Origin of the sequence: Micrococcus antarcticus, assembly GCF_044872765.1 — a bacterium.
GTDB lineage: Bacteria > Actinomycetota > Actinomycetes > Actinomycetales > Micrococcaceae > Micrococcus.
Window position 1 is genome coordinate 1,900,239 of record NZ_CP085253.1, and the last position, 17,348, is coordinate 1,917,586.

At 73.0% G+C, this 17,348-nt stretch carries 17 protein-coding genes and 1 tRNA gene; 9 read left to right on the forward strand and 9 right to left on the reverse strand.

From position 1 onward, the window contains the following. Positions 1-66: 66 nt before the first annotated feature. A complete protein-coding gene (locus LG274_RS08925; RefSeq protein WP_271438116.1) occupies positions 67-1,041 on the forward strand; it encodes an IS481 family transposase in 975 nt (324 codons plus the stop codon). Positions 1,042-1,083: 42 nt separating this feature from the next. Beyond that, positions 1,084-2,037 carry a hypothetical protein gene (locus tag LG274_RS08930; RefSeq protein WP_298710645.1) on the forward strand — a complete coding sequence of 318 codons (954 nt, stop codon included), beginning with the start codon at positions 1,084-1,086 and terminating at the stop codon, positions 2,035-2,037. A 22-nt stretch (positions 2,038-2,059) separates the two neighbouring features. On the opposite strand, the gene radA is transcribed toward LG274_RS08930, so the two are convergent. Both radA and LG274_RS08940 read right to left on the reverse strand, forming a co-directional pair. Further along, complete coding sequence (gene radA, locus LG274_RS08935) at positions 2,060-3,499, reverse strand: DNA repair protein RadA (protein ID WP_248117836.1); 1,440 nt, start codon at positions 3,497-3,499, stop codon at positions 2,060-2,062. Between the two features lie 48 nt (positions 3,500-3,547). Next, on the reverse strand, positions 3,548-4,717 hold the full coding sequence (locus LG274_RS08940) for an aromatic acid exporter family protein (protein WP_248117838.1): 1,170 nt from the start codon (positions 4,715-4,717) through the stop codon (positions 3,548-3,550). A gap of 216 nt (positions 4,718-4,933) precedes the next feature. Here LG274_RS08940 and pstS point away from each other — a divergent pair, with 216 nt between their 5' ends. The 4 genes from pstS (at position 4,934) to pstB (ending at position 9,310) form a co-directional block, all read left to right on the forward strand. After that, entirely contained in the window at positions 4,934-6,136 is a 1,203-nt protein-coding gene (gene pstS, locus LG274_RS08945; RefSeq protein WP_404464019.1) for a phosphate ABC transporter substrate-binding protein PstS, read from the forward strand. Positions 6,137-6,280: 144 nt separating this feature from the next. After that, the gene (pstC, locus tag LG274_RS08950; protein WP_298710639.1) at positions 6,281-7,246 is read left to right on the forward strand and encodes a phosphate ABC transporter permease subunit PstC; all 966 of its coding nucleotides are present in this window, start codon (positions 6,281-6,283) and stop codon (positions 7,244-7,246) included. Continuing rightward, entirely contained in the window at positions 7,246-8,436 is a 1,191-nt protein-coding gene (gene pstA, locus LG274_RS08955; protein ID WP_298710636.1) for a phosphate ABC transporter permease PstA, read from the forward strand. Before pstC ends, pstA begins: the two co-directional genes overlap by 1 nt. A gap of 94 nt (positions 8,437-8,530) precedes the next feature. Next, complete coding sequence (gene pstB, locus LG274_RS08960; protein ID WP_319075749.1) at positions 8,531-9,310, forward strand: phosphate ABC transporter ATP-binding protein PstB; 780 nt, start codon at positions 8,531-8,533, stop codon at positions 9,308-9,310. Positions 9,311-9,379: 69 nt separating this feature from the next. Here pstB and LG274_RS08965 read toward each other — a convergent pair whose 3' ends face one another. From LG274_RS08965 to LG274_RS08975, 3 genes are all read right to left on the reverse strand, one after another. Then, positions 9,380-10,405 (reverse strand): anion permease, encoded by a 1,026-nt coding sequence (locus LG274_RS08965; RefSeq protein ID WP_404464022.1) that lies wholly within the window; start codon positions 10,403-10,405, stop codon positions 9,380-9,382. A gap of 15 nt (positions 10,406-10,420) precedes the next feature. After that, positions 10,421-11,047: a hypothetical protein gene (locus LG274_RS08970; RefSeq protein ID WP_404464024.1), complete on the reverse strand. Its 627-nt coding sequence runs from the start codon at positions 11,045-11,047 to the stop codon at positions 10,421-10,423. A 187-nt stretch (positions 11,048-11,234) separates the two neighbouring features. Continuing rightward, on the reverse strand, positions 11,235-11,909 hold the full coding sequence (locus tag LG274_RS08975) for a hypothetical protein (RefSeq protein WP_298710627.1): 675 nt from the start codon (positions 11,907-11,909) through the stop codon (positions 11,235-11,237). 137 nt (positions 11,910-12,046) lie between these two features. Here LG274_RS08975 and LG274_RS08980 point away from each other — a divergent pair. Next, positions 12,047-12,119 (forward strand) — tRNA-Lys (locus LG274_RS08980). A 103-nt stretch (positions 12,120-12,222) separates the two neighbouring features. On the opposite strand, the gene LG274_RS08985 is transcribed toward LG274_RS08980, so the two are convergent. From LG274_RS08985 to LG274_RS09000, 4 genes are all read right to left on the reverse strand, one after another. Beyond that, on the reverse strand, positions 12,223-12,681 hold the full coding sequence (locus tag LG274_RS08985) for a DapH/DapD/GlmU-related protein (RefSeq protein ID WP_248117854.1): 459 nt from the start codon (positions 12,679-12,681) through the stop codon (positions 12,223-12,225). Between the two features lie 32 nt (positions 12,682-12,713). Continuing rightward, complete coding sequence (locus tag LG274_RS08990; RefSeq protein WP_248117856.1) at positions 12,714-13,142, reverse strand: hypothetical protein; 429 nt, start codon at positions 13,140-13,142, stop codon at positions 12,714-12,716. 94 nt (positions 13,143-13,236) lie between these two features. Further along, entirely contained in the window at positions 13,237-14,595 is a 1,359-nt protein-coding gene (locus LG274_RS08995) for a D-arabinono-1,4-lactone oxidase (RefSeq protein ID WP_404464027.1), read from the reverse strand. Then, positions 14,592-15,539, reverse strand: coding sequence for an amino acid deaminase/aldolase (locus LG274_RS09000; RefSeq protein WP_404464030.1), 948 nt, complete (start codon positions 15,537-15,539; stop codon positions 14,592-14,594). The genes LG274_RS08995 and LG274_RS09000 overlap by 4 nt, the downstream gene beginning before the upstream one ends. Positions 15,540-15,710: 171 nt before the next feature. Between LG274_RS09000 and LG274_RS09005 the strand changes: the two genes are divergently transcribed. Beyond that, positions 15,711-16,436, forward strand: coding sequence for an alpha/beta hydrolase (locus tag LG274_RS09005; protein WP_248117862.1), 726 nt, complete (start codon positions 15,711-15,713; stop codon positions 16,434-16,436). A 33-nt stretch (positions 16,437-16,469) separates the two neighbouring features. Next, entirely contained in the window at positions 16,470-17,336 is an 867-nt protein-coding gene (locus LG274_RS09010) for a hypothetical protein (RefSeq protein ID WP_404464033.1), read from the forward strand. Positions 17,337-17,348: the final 12 nt, after the last annotated feature.

Genomic DNA, 17,348 nt, shown 5'->3' on the forward strand with positions numbered 1-17,348 from the left:
ACAAAGGAGAACCTCCGGGTGGGATGTGGCTTGTCTAAGGCCCACATCACAAACCCAGAGGTTCTCATGTCCCACGGTAGCGCCCGCCTGACCGTTCACGGCCGTCGACTCATCGTCCAACGCCACCAAGCCGGATGGGCTCAAGCCCACATCGCCGCCGCGATGGGGGTCTCACGAAAATGCGTGAAAACCTGGATCGACCGGTACGCGTGCGAGGGCGATGCAGGCCTGGCCACGCGTTCCTCCCGCCCCCACACCAGCCCCACGAGATCTTCTGCAGCCACGGAGCAGGCGGTGCTCGCCGCTCGCGCCGAGCACCGGTACGGGCAGGACCGTCTTGCCCCGCTCACCGGGGTTCCAGCACGCACGATCGGCAGGATCCTGCGTCGTCATCACGTGCCCCGCCTGGCCGCATGCGACCCGATCACCGGGGAGGTGATCCGTTCTTCGAAGACGACCACGCGCCGGTACGAACGAGACCGGCCCGGGGAACTGGTCCACGTGGACGTGAAGAAGCTGGGCAAGATCCCCGAGGGCGGGGGCTGGAGAGCACGAGGACGCGCGGCGACCGAGGCTGAGAAAGGCCGGCGCCCCAAGATCGGATACGACTACGTGCACGCGATGGTCGATGACCATTCCCGCCTGGCCTACGCCGAGGTCCTGGCCGACGAGACCGGGCAGACGTGCGCGGGATTCCTGCAGCGGGCCGCGGCGTACTTCGCCTCTCGGGGGATCACGAGGATCGAGCGTGTCATCACGGACAACGCGTTCGCGTATCGCCATAGTGCAGCGTTCCGGGCCGCGGTGGCCGGGCTCGGGGCCAGGCAGAAGTTCATCCGCCCGCACTGCCCGTGGCAGAACGGCAAGGTCGAGCGGTTCAACCGGACGCTGGCGATCGAGTGGGCCTACCGGCAGGTGTTCACCTCCAGTGCTCACCGACAGGACGCGCTTGCCCCGTGGTTGGAGTACTACAACACTGAGCGGGGTCACGCCGCGCTCGGAGGACACCCGCCCATGAACCGGGTGCCACCAACCTCATGACCGGGTACACCTAGGACGGCGCCGCGGCCTACCCTGGAACGCATGCCCTCCCACCCCTCCGACGCCCCGCGGCCGAAGCCGTCCGCCGCCGTGTACCGCCGCCGGCGCCTCGTGGTGGGGGCGGCCCTGCTGCTCACCCTCCTGATGGCGGCGGTGGCCGTGGGCGCGCTGATCGGACGCGGCTCCGGGGAGGGAGGCGGCGAGCCCGCCGCGTCGGACGCCGCATCCTCGTCGCAGAGCCCGGCGCCGTCGTCGTCCGCGCCGGCCGAGTCCAGCTCCGCCGCCGCCTCGCCCACGGAGGCGAGCTCGGCACCGCCGTCCGACGCTGCGAGCGCGTCCCCCACGCCCGATCCGGCCCTCGCGAGCGCCACCGCCTGCGAGCCCTCGGACCTGCGGCTCGCGGCGGCGGTGGACGAGGGGCGCTACCACCCCGGCGACGAGGCGCAGCTGCGCCTGGGCATCACCAACCTCTCCTCCACGCCCTGCAAGCTGGACGTGGGCACGGCCCAGCAGGAGTTCACGGTGCGCGACGCCGCAGGAGCGGACGTCTTCAGCACGCGCGTGTGCCAGCAGGAGCCGACGCATCAGGACATGCTGCTCGACCCCCACGAGGAGCAGTCGGCGGTGTACCGCTGGGACGTGCGGCGCTCGCCGTCGGCCTGCGGGACGCCCGGCGCGGACCCCGCCCCGGGGGAGCACTTCCTCACGGTGGCGCTGGGCGACCTGACGTCCCGACCGGTCTCGTTCCAGGTGCGGCCAAGCACCTCTGCCTCGGCCTCGCCCTCCCCGTCGGACTCGAGCACTCCGCTCCCGGCGCCGTCCGCGGCACCCTCCGGCACGGTCTCCTCCCCGTCCGGCCGGGCTCCGGCGAGCTCGCCCACGACGTCGGCGCGCCCGACGCCGACCACGCGTCCTCCTTCGCCGCCGGCCTCGGGGCGCCCGGCCGCGTCCTCGGCGGGAGCCACGTCCTCGGCGACCGCCACGCCATCGCGCTGAGTCCCGAGCCGCGCGGTCCGGCTCAGTCCTGCCGCGCGGGGGCCCCGCCCGTCCACGAGGGGATGGTGCCGAGGGCCTCGCTGAGGGAGCTGACCTCGGCCACCGTGAACCCGGCGGGGATCTCCCCGAGCGGCTCGGGTGAGCGGGGCACGAGCGCGCGGGTGAAGCCGAGGCGGGCGGCCTCGCGCACGCGCCGGCCCACGCCGGGCACGGGACGGACCTCGCCGGCGAGGCCGAGCTCGCCGACGGCGATCATCCCCTGGGGCACGGGTGCTCCCAGCTTGGCCGAGGCCACGGCCACGGCCACCGCGAGGTCCGAGGCCGGCTCGGAGAGGCGCACGCCGCCCACGGTCGCCACGTAGCAGTCGTCCTGGGCGAGGGCGAAGCGGGCCCGGCGCTGCAGCACGGCCAGGAGCATGTTCACGCGTGCGGCGTCCACGCCGGACACGGTGCGCCGGGGGCTCCCGCCGGCCGAGGGGGTGAGGAGGGACTGCACCTCGGCCACGAGTGGGCGCCTCCCCTCGAGGGTGACCGTGACGCACGTGCCCTCCACGGGGTCAGAGACGCCCGAGAGGAAGAGGCCCGAGGGGTCGTCGAGGGACTCGATCCCGTCCTCGCGCAGGTCGAAGCAGCCCACCTCGTCCGTGGGGCCGAAGCGGTTCTTCACGGCGCGCACCAGCCGCAGCCGCGAGTGGCGGTCCCCCTCGAACTGGCACACCACGTCCACGAGGTGCTCCAGGAGGCGGGGCCCGGCGATCGTGCCGTCCTTGGTCACATGCCCCACGAGGATGGTGGTGATGCCCTCCTCCTTGGCCGTGCGGATGAGGCTCGCGGCCACCTCCCGCACCTGGGTGACGCCGCCGGCCACGCCGTCCACCTCCGCGGACTGCAGGGTCTGCACCGAGTCCACGATCACGAGGGAGGGCCTGATCCGCTCGATCTGCCCGAGCGCGCGGCCGAGGTCGGTCTCCGCGGCGAGGTGCAGGGTCTCGGCGAGGGCCCCGATCCGGTCTCCCCGCATGCGCACCTGCGCCGCGGACTCCTCGCCCGTCAGGTACAGCACGGTGCGGGGCTCGGCCGCACCGCCCCCCTCGCCGCCCGCGTCCGCACCCCGGGCCGTCTGCGCCGCCACGTCCAGCAGGAGCGTGGACTTGCCGATCCCCGGCTCGCCGGCCAGGAGGATCACCGCACCCGGCACGAGCCCGCCGCCGAGCACGCGGTCCAGTTCGCGCACCCCGGTGGAGCGGAACGACGCCGCGGAGGCGTCCACCTCTGCGATCCGCGGGGCGGGGGAGGCGACCGTGGACGCGCGGGTGCGGCCCGTCGTCGAGGCGCCCCCGGCCTCCTCGACCGTGCCCCACGCCTGGCACTCCCCGCAGCGGCCCACCCACGTCACGCTGGTCCAGCCGCACTCGGTGCAGCGGTATCCGGGGGCGCGCTTGGCGGGGGTCTTCGTGGCCATGCCGATCACTCTAGGACGGCCCCCGGACGCGCTTGGCCCCGCCGGCGCTCAGACCCGGGGCAGGTACCCCACGGCCGCCTGGTGCGACGCCCCCGTGGCCTCGATGAGGTCCACCATCATCGGGCGCAGCAGCATCACGAGGGCCTCGCCGTGGATCGAGCCCCCGCCGAGCTGCGCCGGGTCGAGGCGGGCGGCCGCGGCACCGAGCGCGTCCCGGGCGCCCGAGAGAGAGCGATGGCGGCCCTCTTCCTGCGGCTCCACGAGGGAGCGGTGCAGCACGTCGACGGCGTCCGCCGCCTCGTCGAACCACGCCGCCAGCCGCTCGCGGTGCTCGTCGTCGAACGAGCCCGAGTCCAGCGCGGTCACCACGCGCCGCGCGACGATCCGCAGGGAGCGCACCGCGAGGTCGGAGCGGTCCGCGGCGTTGGAGACGTCCTCCACGAACGAGCGGGAGGAGCGCTGCAGGGGATTGAAGGTGGCCTGCTCCTCGGCCACCTTCAGCTCCTTGCGGACCTCCTCCAGGGTGGAGTGCGTGCCGCGGCATGCCACGAGCGCCATCCACGCCGCCCGGGAGTCCTCCTCCCGCAGGCTCCTCGAGAGGTCGCGCAGCACCGTGGCCACGGCGTCGAAGAGCCCCTGGAGCTGATGCACGGTGCCGCGGCGCGCGTCCTGCGGGGAGAGGAACGTGACCACGAGCGCCAGCGCGCCGCCCACGAGTGCGTCCCCGCTGCGGGCGAAGGGGCCGCCCTCGCCGATGGGCAGGAGCACCACCAGGACGGACTGCAGGGACATCTGCATGGTGAAGGTGGAGCCGGAGTCGAGGAAGCGGGCCACCATCACGGAGACGAACACCACGACGGCGGCCTGCCACAGCCCGCGGCCCAGCCCGAGCATGAGGAGGTCCCCGATGAGGATGCCCAGCGTGCAGCCGACCGCCACCTCGGCCACCTTCCGCACCTTCGGCTCGCGGTTGAAGCCGAGCGCGATGAGCAGGGCGGTGGAGGCGAAGAGGGGCTGGTCATGGCCGAGCACGGTCTCGGCGAACGCGTACGCGCCCACGGCGCACAGCGCGATGAGAGCGGCGTGCGAGGCCGAGGAGCGCACGCGGGCCCAGCCCGACCGGGCGCGGCGGCGCACGAACACCCCGACCCGTCCCCGCCGGGTCGCCGGAGGCACGGCGGGCAGGGTCCCCGTCGCGGTGGCGAAGCGCTCCGTCATGCCGCACACCCTATGCCGCGCGACCCGCAGGGGGGCCGCGCGGGTCGCGGAGTGACCGACGACACGCCCCGGGGCGCGCTCGGACGCATGCGTTCACCCCGTGTTCACCTCCGGCGGGCTGTGGATTCACTTCGGGCCCCTAACGTCAGCGACGGTGCAGGTCCCGGAACTCCGGCTCCTGCCGGCATCGTCATCCAGAATGAAAGAGGCACTTCCATGAAGGCTCTCCGCATCGGCCGCCCCGCCGCCGTCCTCTCCGTGGCCGCCCTGGCCCTGACCGCCTGTGGCAACGGCGGCGACAGCGCCGCGTCCTCCGCCACCTCCGCCGCCGCGACCACCTCGGCTGCCGCCTCCACCTCTGCGTCGGCCTCCACCTCGACGTCGGCCTCCGGCTCCGCCTCCGAGTCCTCCTCGGCCGCTGCCGCCCCGGCCGCCATCGACGTCCCCACCGCCTCCGGCACCCTGATCGGCTCCGGCGCCTCCTCGCAGGAGGCCGCCATGACCTCCTGGACTGATGGCGTCAAGACCGTCTCCCCGGACCTCCAGGTCCAGTACTCCCCGGACGGCTCCGGCGCGGGTCGCGAGGCCTTCCTGGCCGGCTCCTCCAGCTTCGCCGGCTCCGACGCCGCCCTCAAGGACGACGAGAAGGAGCAGGCCAAGGAGGTCTGCGGCGACAAGGGCGCCTTCCACGTCCCGGCCTACGTCTCCCCGGTCGCCGTGGCCTACAACGTCGAGGGCATCGACGAGCTGAACCTGGACGCCGACACGGTCGCCAAGATCTTCTCCAAGGAGATCACCACCTGGAACGACCCCGCCATCGCCGCCCTCAACGAGGGTGCCGAGCTGCCCGACACCGCGATCACCGTGGTGCACCGCTCGGACGAGTCCGGCACCACCGAGAACTTCACCGACTACCTCGCCGAGGCCGCTCCTGAGTCCTGGACCTGGGAGGCCGACAAGAAGTGGCCCTCCGAGATCACCGCCGAGTCCGCTCAGGGCACCAAGGGCGTCGTCTCCCAGGCCGCTCAGACCGACGGCGCGATCACCTACACCGATGCCTCCGGCGTCGGCTCGCTGAAGACCGCCAAGATCGGCGCGGACGGCGCGTTCTCCGAGCTCTCCCCGGAGGCCGCCGCCAAGATCGTGGCCGAGTCCGAGCAGAACGAGGACGGCTCCGTCAAGCTGGACCGGACCAAGACCGGCGAGAACACCTACCCGATCGTGCTGGTCTCCTACCACATCTACTGCAACCAGTACCCCGATCAGGACACCGTCGACCAGGTGAAGTCCTTCGCTTCGTACGTGATCTCCGAGGACGGCCAGAAGGCCGCCCAGGACGCCGCCGGCTCCGCCCCGATCGACGCCGAGATGGCGACCTCCGCCAAGGAGCGCATCGACGCCATCACTGTGGCGGGCTGATCACCGTCCACTGACGCGTGAGCAGTCATCCGCACACCGGCCGCTGGCTCCCACGGGGGCGGCGGCCGGTGTGTGTGCCCATGACGGCATCCCGGCCGGGCGGTGAACCCGGCCACCATCACCCCAGTCCTGAGGGAAGGCATCGTGTCAACATCCGCAACCGAGGCTGCGCCCAGCACCTCCGTCAAGAAGTCCGCCCGGGGCGGCGCCGCCGGAGACAAGGTCTTCTCCGGCCTCTCCCTGGCCGCAGGCATCCTGATCCTGCTCATCCTGGCCTTCGTGGCGATCTTCCTGGTGACGGAGTCTCTCCCGGCGCTCTTCCCTGAGGCCTACGGCGAAGAGCTCAAGTCGGCCGACTCCTTCTTCGGGTACGTCGGGCCGCTCATGGCCGGCACCCTCATGGCGGCGATCGTCGCGCTGATCCTGGCCACGCCGGTCGCCGTGGGCGTCGCCCTCTTCATCTCCCACTACGCCCCGCCGAGGATCGCCCAGCCGGTGGCCTACGTCATCGACCTCCTGGCCGCCATCCCCTCCGTGATCTACGGCATCTGGGGCTGGCTCACGCTCGCCCCGCTCATGGTGCCGATCTACGAGTGGCTGAACCAGTACCTGGGCTGGCTGCCCTTCTTCGGCGGTCCGGTGACCGGCACGGGCCGCGTCATCATGACCTCGGGCGTGGTCCTGGCCGTCATGGTGCTCCCCATCATCACGGCCCTGTGCCGCGAGATCTTCACCCAGACGCCGAAGCTCCACGAGGAGGCGGCGCTCGGGCTCGGCGCCACGCGCTGGGAGATGATCAAGATGACCGTCTTCCCGTTCGCCCGCGCCGGCATCATCTCCTCCATCATGCTCGGCCTCGGCCGCGCGCTGGGTGAGACCATGGCCGTGACCATGGTGCTCTCGCCCGGCAAGTTCAGCTCGTCCCTGATCGAGGAGGGTCGCAACAAGACGATCCCCTCGGAGATCGCCCTGAACTTCCCGGAGGCCTATGGCATCCGACTGAACGAACTGATCGCCGCCGGCCTCATGCTGTTCATCATCACGCTGGTGGTCAACATGGTCGCCCGGTGGATCGTGAACAAGCACAAGGAATTCTCGGGAGCCAACTGATGAGCACCGCACTCAACGACTCGCCGACGCGGGAGAACATCCCGTCGTCGAAGCACACGCAGAACTCCCTCACCGCCGGGCAGATGCCCCGCTGGGTGTGGGCAGTGGTGGCCGCAGCCGCCCTTCTCGTGGCCCTGGGCCTCGAGCTCCTCATCAAGGGCGAGGAGTTCCGGGTCGCCCGCCTCGCCGTGATGACCCTCATCTCGTACGTGGTGGGCATGTACATCGTGACGCGTCTGCTGGAGAACGGCCGCAAGGCCACGGACGGCCTGTGGCGCAACCTCGTGTGGGCGGCGTTCCTCATCGCCCTCGTTCCGCTGGTCTCCGTCATCTGGTCGGTGATCTCGGACGGCGCTCCGACGCTGTTCGGCAACCCGCAGGTGCTGTGGAACGACATGGACGGCGTCACGGGCACCACGGACGCCGCCTACCTCAACGACGGCCAGCCCCTCGGCGGCCTGCCCGGCGGCTTCGCCCACGCCCTCGTCGGAACGCTGATGATCACGCTCATCGCGACCCTGATCGCGGTGCCGATCGGCCTCCTGACCTCCATCTACCTCGTGGAGTACGGGCGGGACGGCTGGCTCTCGCGGTCCATCATCTTCTTCGTGGACGTGATGACCGGCATCCCCTCGATCGTGGCCGGCCTCTTCGCCTTCGCGGCCATGTCCCTGCTCCTCGAGCTGGTGATGGGCGAGGGCCCCAAGGCGCTGCAGTCGGTGAAGATGGGCCTCACGGCCGCCGTCGCCCTCACTGTGCTGATGATCCCCGTGGTGGTCCGTTCCACCGAGGAGATGCTCCGCGTCGTCCCGAACGAGCTGCGCGAGGGCTCCTACGCCCTGGGCGTGCGCAAGTGGCGCACCATCTCCAAGGTGGTCATCCCCACCGCGATCTCGGGCATCCTCTCGGGCATCACCCTGGCCATCGCCCGCGTCACGGGTGAGACCGCGCCGATCCTCGTGACGGCCGGCTTCGCGACCACCATGAACTGGAACCCGATGGACAACTGGATGACGGCCCTGCCGGTGTACATCTACCGCCAGCTCGTCTCGCCGACGTCGCCGACCGCGTACGACGTGTCCACCGACCGTGCCTGGGCCGCGGCCCTGGTCCTGATCATCATCGTGATGGCGCTGAACCTCATCGCGCGCATGATCGCCAAGGCGTTCGCCCCCAAGACGGGCCGCTGAACCTCGGCCGCCCCGGACATCCGTGCCGGGGCGGCCGAACGGCCCACCCAGACCTCCGCTCCCCAGCGATCCTCGTAAAGGAAGACCAGCTCTCATGTCCAAGCGCATCCAGGCCAAAGACGTCGACGTCTACTACGGCAAGTTCAAGGCGGTGGAGGAGGTCAACATCGACATCGCCCCCCGCACGGTGACGGCGTTCATCGGTCCCTCCGGCTGCGGCAAGACCACGTTCCTGCGCGCCATCAACCGCATGCACGAGGTGCTCCCCGGCGCCTACGTCGAGGGCGAGCTGCTCCTCGACGGCGAGAACGTGTACGGCTCCGGCGTGGACCCCGTGTCCATCCGCTCGCAGATCGGAATGGTGTTCCAGCGCCCGAACCCGTTCCCCACGATGTCCATCCGCGACAACGTGCTGGCCGGCTACAAGCTCAACGGCACCAAGCTCAACCGCGCCGACTCGGACGCCATCGTGGAGAAGTCCCTGCGCGGCGCCAACCTCTGGAACGAGGTGAAGGACCGCCTGGACAAGCCGGGCTCGGGCCTCTCCGGCGGCCAGCAGCAGCGCCTGTGCATCGCCCGCTCCGTGGCCGTGTCCCCGGACGTGATCCTCATGGACGAGCCCTGCTCCGCGCTCGACCCGATCTCCACCCTCGCGGTGGAGGACCTCATCAACGAGATGAAGGAGCAGTACACGGTCATCATCGTCACGCACAACATGCAGCAGGCCGCTCGCGTGGCGGACAAGACCGCGTTCTTCAACATCCAGGGCATCGGCAAGCCCGGCAAGCTGATCGAGTACGACGACACGAACGTCATCTTCAACAGCCCCTCGAACCAGCAGACCGAGGACTACGTCTCCGGCCGCTTCGGCTGAGTCGCTCCCGCTGCGTCGAGACCCCGCCCGGGCCACCCGGGCGGGGTCTCGTCGTCTCCGTGTGCGGTCTCAGACCAGCAGGAGGAGTGCCAGGCCGAGAAGCAGAGCGGCGCCGAGGCATGCCAGCGGCGTGAGCAGCCACCACGCGACCACGCGCAGCACCTGGGGCCAGCGCACGGACGCGTAGGTCTGCGTCTGCCCGGCGCCGACGATGCCGGCGGTGAGGGTGTGGGTGGAGGACAGCGGCAGGTGGAGGACGAGGGAGCCCACGAAGAGCAGGCCCGCGGGCACGGCGGCCGCCACGGCCGCGCGCAGCGGGTCCAGGGCCACGAGGCGCTCCGTGAGGGTCCAGGCGATCCGCCATGCCCCGCCCAGCGTCCCCACGGCCATCGCGAGGGCGAAGACCGCGGCGCTCAGCCCGAACACCCAGGACGCCGCGGGGGCGCCCGGCGGCACGCCTGCGCCCATGAGGCAGATGGCCCAGAGCAGCCCCAGGCGCTGCCCGCCCTGCACGCCGTGGCCCACCGCCGTCGCGCCCCCGGAGACGGCGAGGGCGATCCGGGCGCGGTGCTGCACGTTCACCGTGGAGCCCGTGGTGCCGAGCCGCACGAGCGGCGGGGTGAGGACGCGGGCGAGCCCCCACGCCAGGAGGGGTGAGAGGAGCAGACCCACGGCGACCTCCCATCCCACCCGGTCCATGACCACCGGCTCGAGCTCGTGCCCCAGCTCGAGGTGGGCGGCGAGGTGGGCCCCGGCCAGCGCGGCGAGCAGGGCATGGGCGGTGGAGCCGGGAATGCGCCGCCACCACAGCAGCAGTCCCCACGCGACCGCCACGAGGACAGCCGTGGCCACGGTGATGTGCCCCACCACCCCGGACATCACGTGGGGGGTGAAGAAGGAGACGCTGAGGGTGATCAGGCCCATGCCCAGCACCACGCCGATCCCGTTCAGCAGGGCGGCCATGACGAGGGCCAGGCGCGGCGTCAGGGCGCGGAATCGCACGGGCAGGGCCACGGAGTTGGGTGCGTCGCGGAAGCCCATGACCACGCCGAGGAGGCAGAGGAGGGCGAAGACGATGCCGAGACCCGCCGTCATCGGGCCGCTCCCGCCTCAGGACTCACGGACGAGCACCACGCCGAGGTCGGTGTTGACGCGGGCAAGGGTCTCCAGGGCGGACTGCAGCGCCCAGGCCACCTCGCGCTGGCGGTGGAAGTCGCGCTGCAGGAGGTCGCGGCCGAGGTCGGCGAGCCAGCTGACCATGATCCGGTCGGTGCGACGGGAGGCGCGCAGCAGCTGCATCCACGTGTCCTCGAGGGCATCCAGGTCGCGCAGCTCGCCCGTGGCGCGCCGCAGCAGGTCCGAGTGGCGCCCCACGGTCTCCAGGACGTCCAGGGCGTGGGGCGGCAGCTCGTCGAGGCCGGCGCGCTGGATGAGCAGGCCGGCGCCCACCACGCGCTGGATCGCCGTGTGCACGCCGCCGGCGAGCAGGTACAGGTCCTGGCGGGGGAGCGGCGTCACGTACGCGCTGCGCAGGGCGGTGAGGAAGGCCATGAGCGAGGCGGAGGAGGACGCGTCGAGTTCCATGAGGCCCCGCTCCATGCGGTCCAGCTCCTCGCCCTTCGCCCCCGGCACCTGGGCCACGGTCTGCACGGCCTTGCCGAGCGCGAGGGTGAGGTCCGCCATGTGGCGCAGGGCGGGGGTGTCCCGGGTCGTGAGCCAGGGCAGGCGGGGGGACATCGGGCACCGTGCTTTCTGCGCGCGGGAGCGGCGGTCCGGCGGTGTGGCGGGCGGCGCGGCCGCCGGGATCGGAGGTCGGGGGAGGTGTCACGACGACGCCGGACCGGGAACGCCTCTCGGCGGAAGGCCGCTCGTGGCGGCTATGTGTTGGAGCCCGGGGTTACCAGCGGCCCGACGCCGTCGCCTCCTAGTCTAACGAGCCGTCGCGCCAGCCTCGAGCGGCCGCCTCCAGGGCATCGGCGGTGGACACCAGGCGGGCGGCACGCGCCGTGAGCCGCGCCGCGTGCGCGGGGTCCGCCGCCTCGGCGGCCTCCGCGTGGTTGACCTGCCCCAGAGCCGCCACCCGCGCGTAGGCGGCCGCCCGCTCGAACGCCACATCCAGATCGGAGCGGTAGGCCCCCGTGAGGATGGTGTCGGTGAGGCGCCGCAGCTCCTCCGGCCCGGGCGGCTCCACGGCGCCGGCCACGGCGCGCGCGGCGTGGGCCCCGTGCCCGGCGCGGTACCAGGCCGCCCAGCGCTCGCCGTCGCGGGCCGTGGCCTCCTGGAGCGCGTAGAGGCGCCACAGGGCCCCGGCCAGGGAGACGGCGGGCGCGTCCGACCAGAGCTCGGCGAGGGTCTCCACGCCCAGCTCGCCCACGAGCCCCACGAGGCGGCCGACGACGGCGGGGTCCTCCTCCGCCCGCCCGCCCGTCACGAGGGCGTGGGCCAGGCGCGAGGCCGCGGCGGCCACCTCCTGCGGGTCCTCGCCCCCGGCGAAGTGCGCGAGCTCGTCGGGCCGGGACACGCGGGGGCGATGGTGCCGCGTGAGGCCGGAGGCGCTCGAGCTGGCGCCGCGTCCGGCAGGGGAGCGGTGATGGGGCATGGGTGTGCTGCTCCTTCCGGGGCAGACGGCGGCGGGACGCACGACACGGTAGACCCGCGAGGCCTCGGCTACCATGGCAGGGCACCCGCGAGGGTCGCCGACGACGGCCGTGTGCCGCCCAGGGGACGAGCGGGTGAGGGCCTCTAGCTCAGCTGGCAGAGCATCGGACTTTTAATCCGCCGGTCGCGGGTTCGATCCCCGCGGGGCCCACCGGACGCGCAGTCCCGCCTCGCTTCGCCCGGGGTGGTCACGGCACGCCGTCTCGCCGTCACGGGACGCGGCGTGCCGTGACCCCTCAGGGCAGCGGAGCCCGTCAGCCCAGGTCGCGGATGCGCTGGGCGGGGATGCCCGCGTACACGCCATTCGGCTCGGTGCTCTTGGTGACCACGGCGCCCGCGGCCACCACACAGCCGGGGGCCACGTCCACGCCGGGCAGGATCGTGCAGCCCGCGCCGAGCCAGCAGCCGTCGCCGATGGTCACGGGCGTCATGCTGAACTTCCCCGCCCGCTGGCGGGCCGGCCCGAGCTCGTGCGAGGCCGTGACGATCCGCACGCCCGGCGCGATGGCCACGTGCTCGCCGACGGTCGTCCCGTTGTCGATCTCCACGCGGCGGTTGACGAACGTGTAGGCGCCGATGACCGCGCCCTTCTCGATCCATGCGCCGGCCTTCACCCAGGCCGTGGGGTGGATGTCCGCGCCGGTGGCGCGGCTGCGGACGCGGTTGGAGGCGGTGCGGACACGAGCGACGAGCGTGGGGGGCAGGCGCTTCATGCCGTCAGTCTAGGGGTGCGGGCCCCCGCGGATCACGGCGTGGACAGGCTCCAGGACCGTGTGCCCGACGGGGTGGGGGAGCCCGCCGTCTCGGTGGGGAACGGGTCGAACGTGGCCGGGCCGGAGGTGGCGGAGGCCGAGGAGGAGGCCGGGGAGCCCGACGCCGGGGAGCCCGACGTCGGTGCCGCGGACCCGGCACCCGATGTCGGTGCCGCGGACCCGGAGCCCGGCTGGGCGGTGGGCGTGGCGCTCGGCGTCGGCGTGGCGGTGAACGGGTTCGGCGGACCGCTCTGCGAGCGGGGCGACGGGTCCGGCGGGGTGTTCGGCGGGACGGTGCTGATGCCGCCGGCGAACACGCCGAGCACGGACAGGAGGAAGAGCGCGAGGCCGATCAGGCCGAGGCAGCCGAGGCAGCCACAGCCGCTGCGGCGTCCTCGACCTCCGGAGATGATGATGGCCATGGGGCGTCCTCCATGCTGGTGCGTCGCGCGTGCGGGTGGGCGTGCGGGGCGAGTCTACGGGGCCCGGCGCGTCCGTGGAGGGTCCGGGCCCTCCTCACGCCCCCAGCACGCGCTCCAGGTAGGGGTTGGCGAACACGCGTCCCGGGTCCACGGCGTCGCGCTGGGCGGTGAAGTCCGCGAACCGCGGGTAAGCGCGGGCGGCCCACTCCGCGTCCCGGTCGTGCTCTTTGCCCCAGTGGGGGCGCCCGCCCAGGGAGACGAGGAGCTCCTCCGCCGCCGCGAAGTACGCGGTGGGGTCCTCCCGGTGGTAGCGGTGCACCGCGAGGTACGCAGACTCGCGCCCGTGCGCGGTGGAGAGCCAGACGTCGTCGGCGGCCACGGTGCGGACCTCCACGGGGAAGGAGACGGCGTCCCCGGCCGCGGCCCGCTCGGCCGCGATGCGCCGCAGGCCCGCGAAGGCCTCCTCGAACCGCTCGAGCGGCACCGCGTACTCCATCTCGCGGAACCGCACGGCGCGCTCGGCCACGAACACCCGGTAGGAGACGTCCGTGTAGGTGCGCTGATCCACGCCGCGCGCGGACACCTGGTTCAGCAGGGGCACGAGACGGGGAGCGCGCGCCCCGAGGCGGCACATCCCCCCGAAGACCCCGTTGGAGAGGAACTCGTCCATCACCGCGGTGCGCACGGGGTCCACAGGGTCGATCCCTGCCGTGAGCGGCAGCCGGGTGTTCTCCTTGGTGAGCGCGAGGTCCGTGCCGGGGAACCAGGAGAACTCCAGGTGGTCCGCGGCGCGGGAGCGCTCCACGAAGGACTCGACGACGGCGTCCAGCGGCTCGCTGCGCTCCCGGGCGTGCAGGAGGAACGCCGGGACCGTCCGCAGCTCCACCTCCGTGATGATGCCCAGGGCGCCGAGGCCCACCCGGGCGGCCTGGAACAGGTCGGGCTCGTGGTCGGCGTCGGCCCAGCGGACGGCGCCGTCGGCCGTCACGAGGCGCAGTCCCGTGACCATGCCCCCGTAGCCCGTGAAGCCCAGCCCTGTCCCGTGGGTCGCGGTGCTCAAGGCCCCGCCCACGCTCTGCCGGTCGATGTCGCCCATGTTGGCCAGGGCCAGCCCGTGCGCACCCAGCAGGGGGCCGAGCTGGTGCAGCGGCGTGCCGGCGAGCACGCGCACCCGTCCGCCCTCCCGATCCACGGCGCTCAGCCCGGACAGCGCGGAGAGGTCCAGCTGGACGCCGTCGGTGGCGGCGATGGGGGAGAAGGAGTGCCCCGCCCCGATCGGCTTGACTCGCAGGCCCGCCTGCGCGGCGGCGCCCACGACGTCGGCCAGCTCCGGCACGGACTCCGGGCGCGCCTCGCGCGCGGGGCTCCAGGCGTGGCCGCCGGACCACGTGCGGCGGGCGGGGAGGCCCGGGCGCCCCGAGCGGGGGCGGCGGAGGGCGAGGGGGCGCGTCATGAGAACATCCTGCCCTCGCCCCGGTACGTGAGCCAGAGGTCCACGATGGCGTCCTCGCCCCGCGAGTACACCGCGACGGCGTGCAGGTGCTCGGCGGGCTCCCCGGCCTTGGCATGGCGGAAGAACACGGGGTCGCCGAGGCGCAGGCCCGCGGCGGCGCGTCCGCGCAGGGGCGTCTGCACCTCGCCGGCGCCCTCCTGGCTGGAGTAGGAGAGCCCGGCCGGCCACGCGACCGTGGGGGAGCGGTCCGCGCCGGGCACGCCCGAGGCGATCCAGCCGCCGCCGGCCACCGTGACCACATCGGCCGCGGGGCGTCGCACCACGGGGCGCGTGAAGAAGCTCGCCGGCCGCAGCCCGAGGCCGCGGAACCCGTCGAAGCTGGCCGGCCCCATGAGCCCGGAGCCCGCCCCGATCTCCCTGACCGCACCCTCGGCCACCGTGGACTCCACGGAGCCGGTGCCGCCGCCGTTGACGAAGTCCAGGTCCGCGCCCGCGGCACGGGCCGCCGCGCGCACGGCCGCCACGATGGCCGGTCGGCGGGACGAGAGGTCCCGGATGGAGCGGGACTTGACCAGGCGGATCGCGGCGGCGCGCGGGCCGCTCCCCTCGGGCACGCCGGCCACCTGTCCCTCGTACGCCAAGAGGCCGGAGAGGCGCAGCCCCGGGGTGCGCGTGATCCGCTCGGCGAGCGCGCGCGCCTGCTCCGGGGTGCGCACGGCCGAGCGCAGGGCCCCCACGCGCAGGCGGCGCAGCGGCTGCCACGCGGTGAGCGCCGCCTCGTCCGTGGTGGGGTAGGCGACCAGGACGTCCGTCCGCCCGGACTCGACCCACCACAGGGCCTCCGTGAGTGAGTACGCCATGATCCCCGCGAAGCCGGGCTGGTCGAGCGCCTCGGTGATCGCGCGGCGGATGCGCACGGACTTGGAGGCCACGCGGACGGGCACGGCGCCTGCGCGGGCGTGCAGAGCGGCGGCGTTGGCCCGGAAGGCGTCGAGGTCCAGGAGGCCCAGGGGTCGGGAGCGCTCGTCCGCCGGCAGGGCGGCGAGCGCGGCGGCGTAGCGCTCGAACGGGGGCGCCGGCGGCGGGGAGACGGGCTTCCCACCTAGGATGGAACCATGGCCTCCGCCTCCACGCCAGACATCGAGACGCTCAGCTCAGGAAATGCCGTGGCGTGGTCCCGTCCGGCGGGCGAGCGCTCCGGCACGGACCTCGTCCTCGTGCTGCACGGCTACGGCTCCAACGAGCGCCGGGCCGCCCGCACCTTCTTCCCCATGCTCCCGGAGCGCTGCACCGGCCTGGCCGTGCGCGGCGGCTTCGAGATCGACGCGTCCGCCACGGAGGGCGAGGGAGACCCGGGCGCGCACGGCTGGTTCCTGCTGGACCTGCTGCTGCAGTCCGACTTCGCCCAGGTGCTCGCCGCCGCCCACCGCGTCTTCGACGTCCTCGGCTCGCCCGAGGTGGCCGACGCGGGCTTCCGCTCCGTCTCCGTGCTCGGCTTCTCCCAGGGCATGGCCATGGCGACGACGGTCATCCGGCTGCGCCCCGAGGCCTTCACGTGCGGGGTGGGCCTCAGTGGCTTCGCCGTGGACAACGAGCTGCTGGCGATGCTCGACTCGCCCGTCGAAGGCCCCGGCCCCCGCCCCTTCTTCTGGGGCCGGGACGTCGAGGACCCCGTGATCAACCCGGACGCCGTTGCGCACACCCGCGGGTGGGCCGAGGCGCACACCCTGCTCACTGTGCGCTCCTACCCCGGCATGCTGCACGCCACCCACCCGGACGAGGTGCGGGACGTGCGGATCTTCCTCGATTACACCCTCGCCGCCGCGCCGCCGGGATCCTGACGCACACCGTGCGCAGCCACTACGGTGGTCCGCATGGCAAAGAACTCGACGATCGGCCGCTTCGCGTCGGACAAGGCGACGAACCTGGCCCTCAAGTCCGCGCTCGACGAGGACGGCAACCCCACTGAGGCGTTCGAGAAGGTGGTCTTCAAGACGCTGGGCATCCAGCGTCCGCTGGTGCTGAAGAACATCCAGCGTCTCCGGGAGAAGCACCCCGGCGACACCCCGGACCAGCTCGCGGAGCGCCTGAGCGAGCAGTACCTCAACGCCGTGACCGGCGCTGGCGCCGCCGTCGGCGGCACCGCGATCATCCCGGGCGTCGGCACCGTGGCCGCGCTGGGCCTGTCGGCCGCCGCCGTCGTGGGCTTCCTCGAGGCCACCGCGCTCTACGGGCAGTCCCTCGCCGAGCTGCACGGCATCAGCACCGCGGACCCCCAGCGCTCCCGGGCCGTCGTGATGACGCTCATGCTCGGCGACGACGCCAAGGAGCTGCTGCGCGAGGCCGCCGGCAAGGCCGGGGCGAAGCAGGACTCCATGGCGGGCCTGAACGCCCTGATGGGAACCTCGAGCGCGGCCGGTGGCGCCGGGGTGGGCGCGATGATGATGGACCAGCTCAAGCGGCGCTTCTTCAAGCGCCTCCTCGTGCGTCAGGGCGCGGGCATGATCGGCCGTGCCGTGCCGTTCGGCATCGGAGCCGTGATCGGCGGCGTGGGCAACCGCGCCATGGGCAAGGCCGTGGTAGAGAACGCGCGTCAGCTCTTCGGCCCGCTGCCCGCCGTGATTCCCGGCGAGCTGCGCGGCGAGTCCGTGCAGGCGGAGAAGGACGACGACGGCGGCTTCCTCGGCGGCCTGCTGCGCGCCCTTCCGGGCGGCAAGGACAAGGACTCGACGAGGTCCTGACGTCCTCTCCTG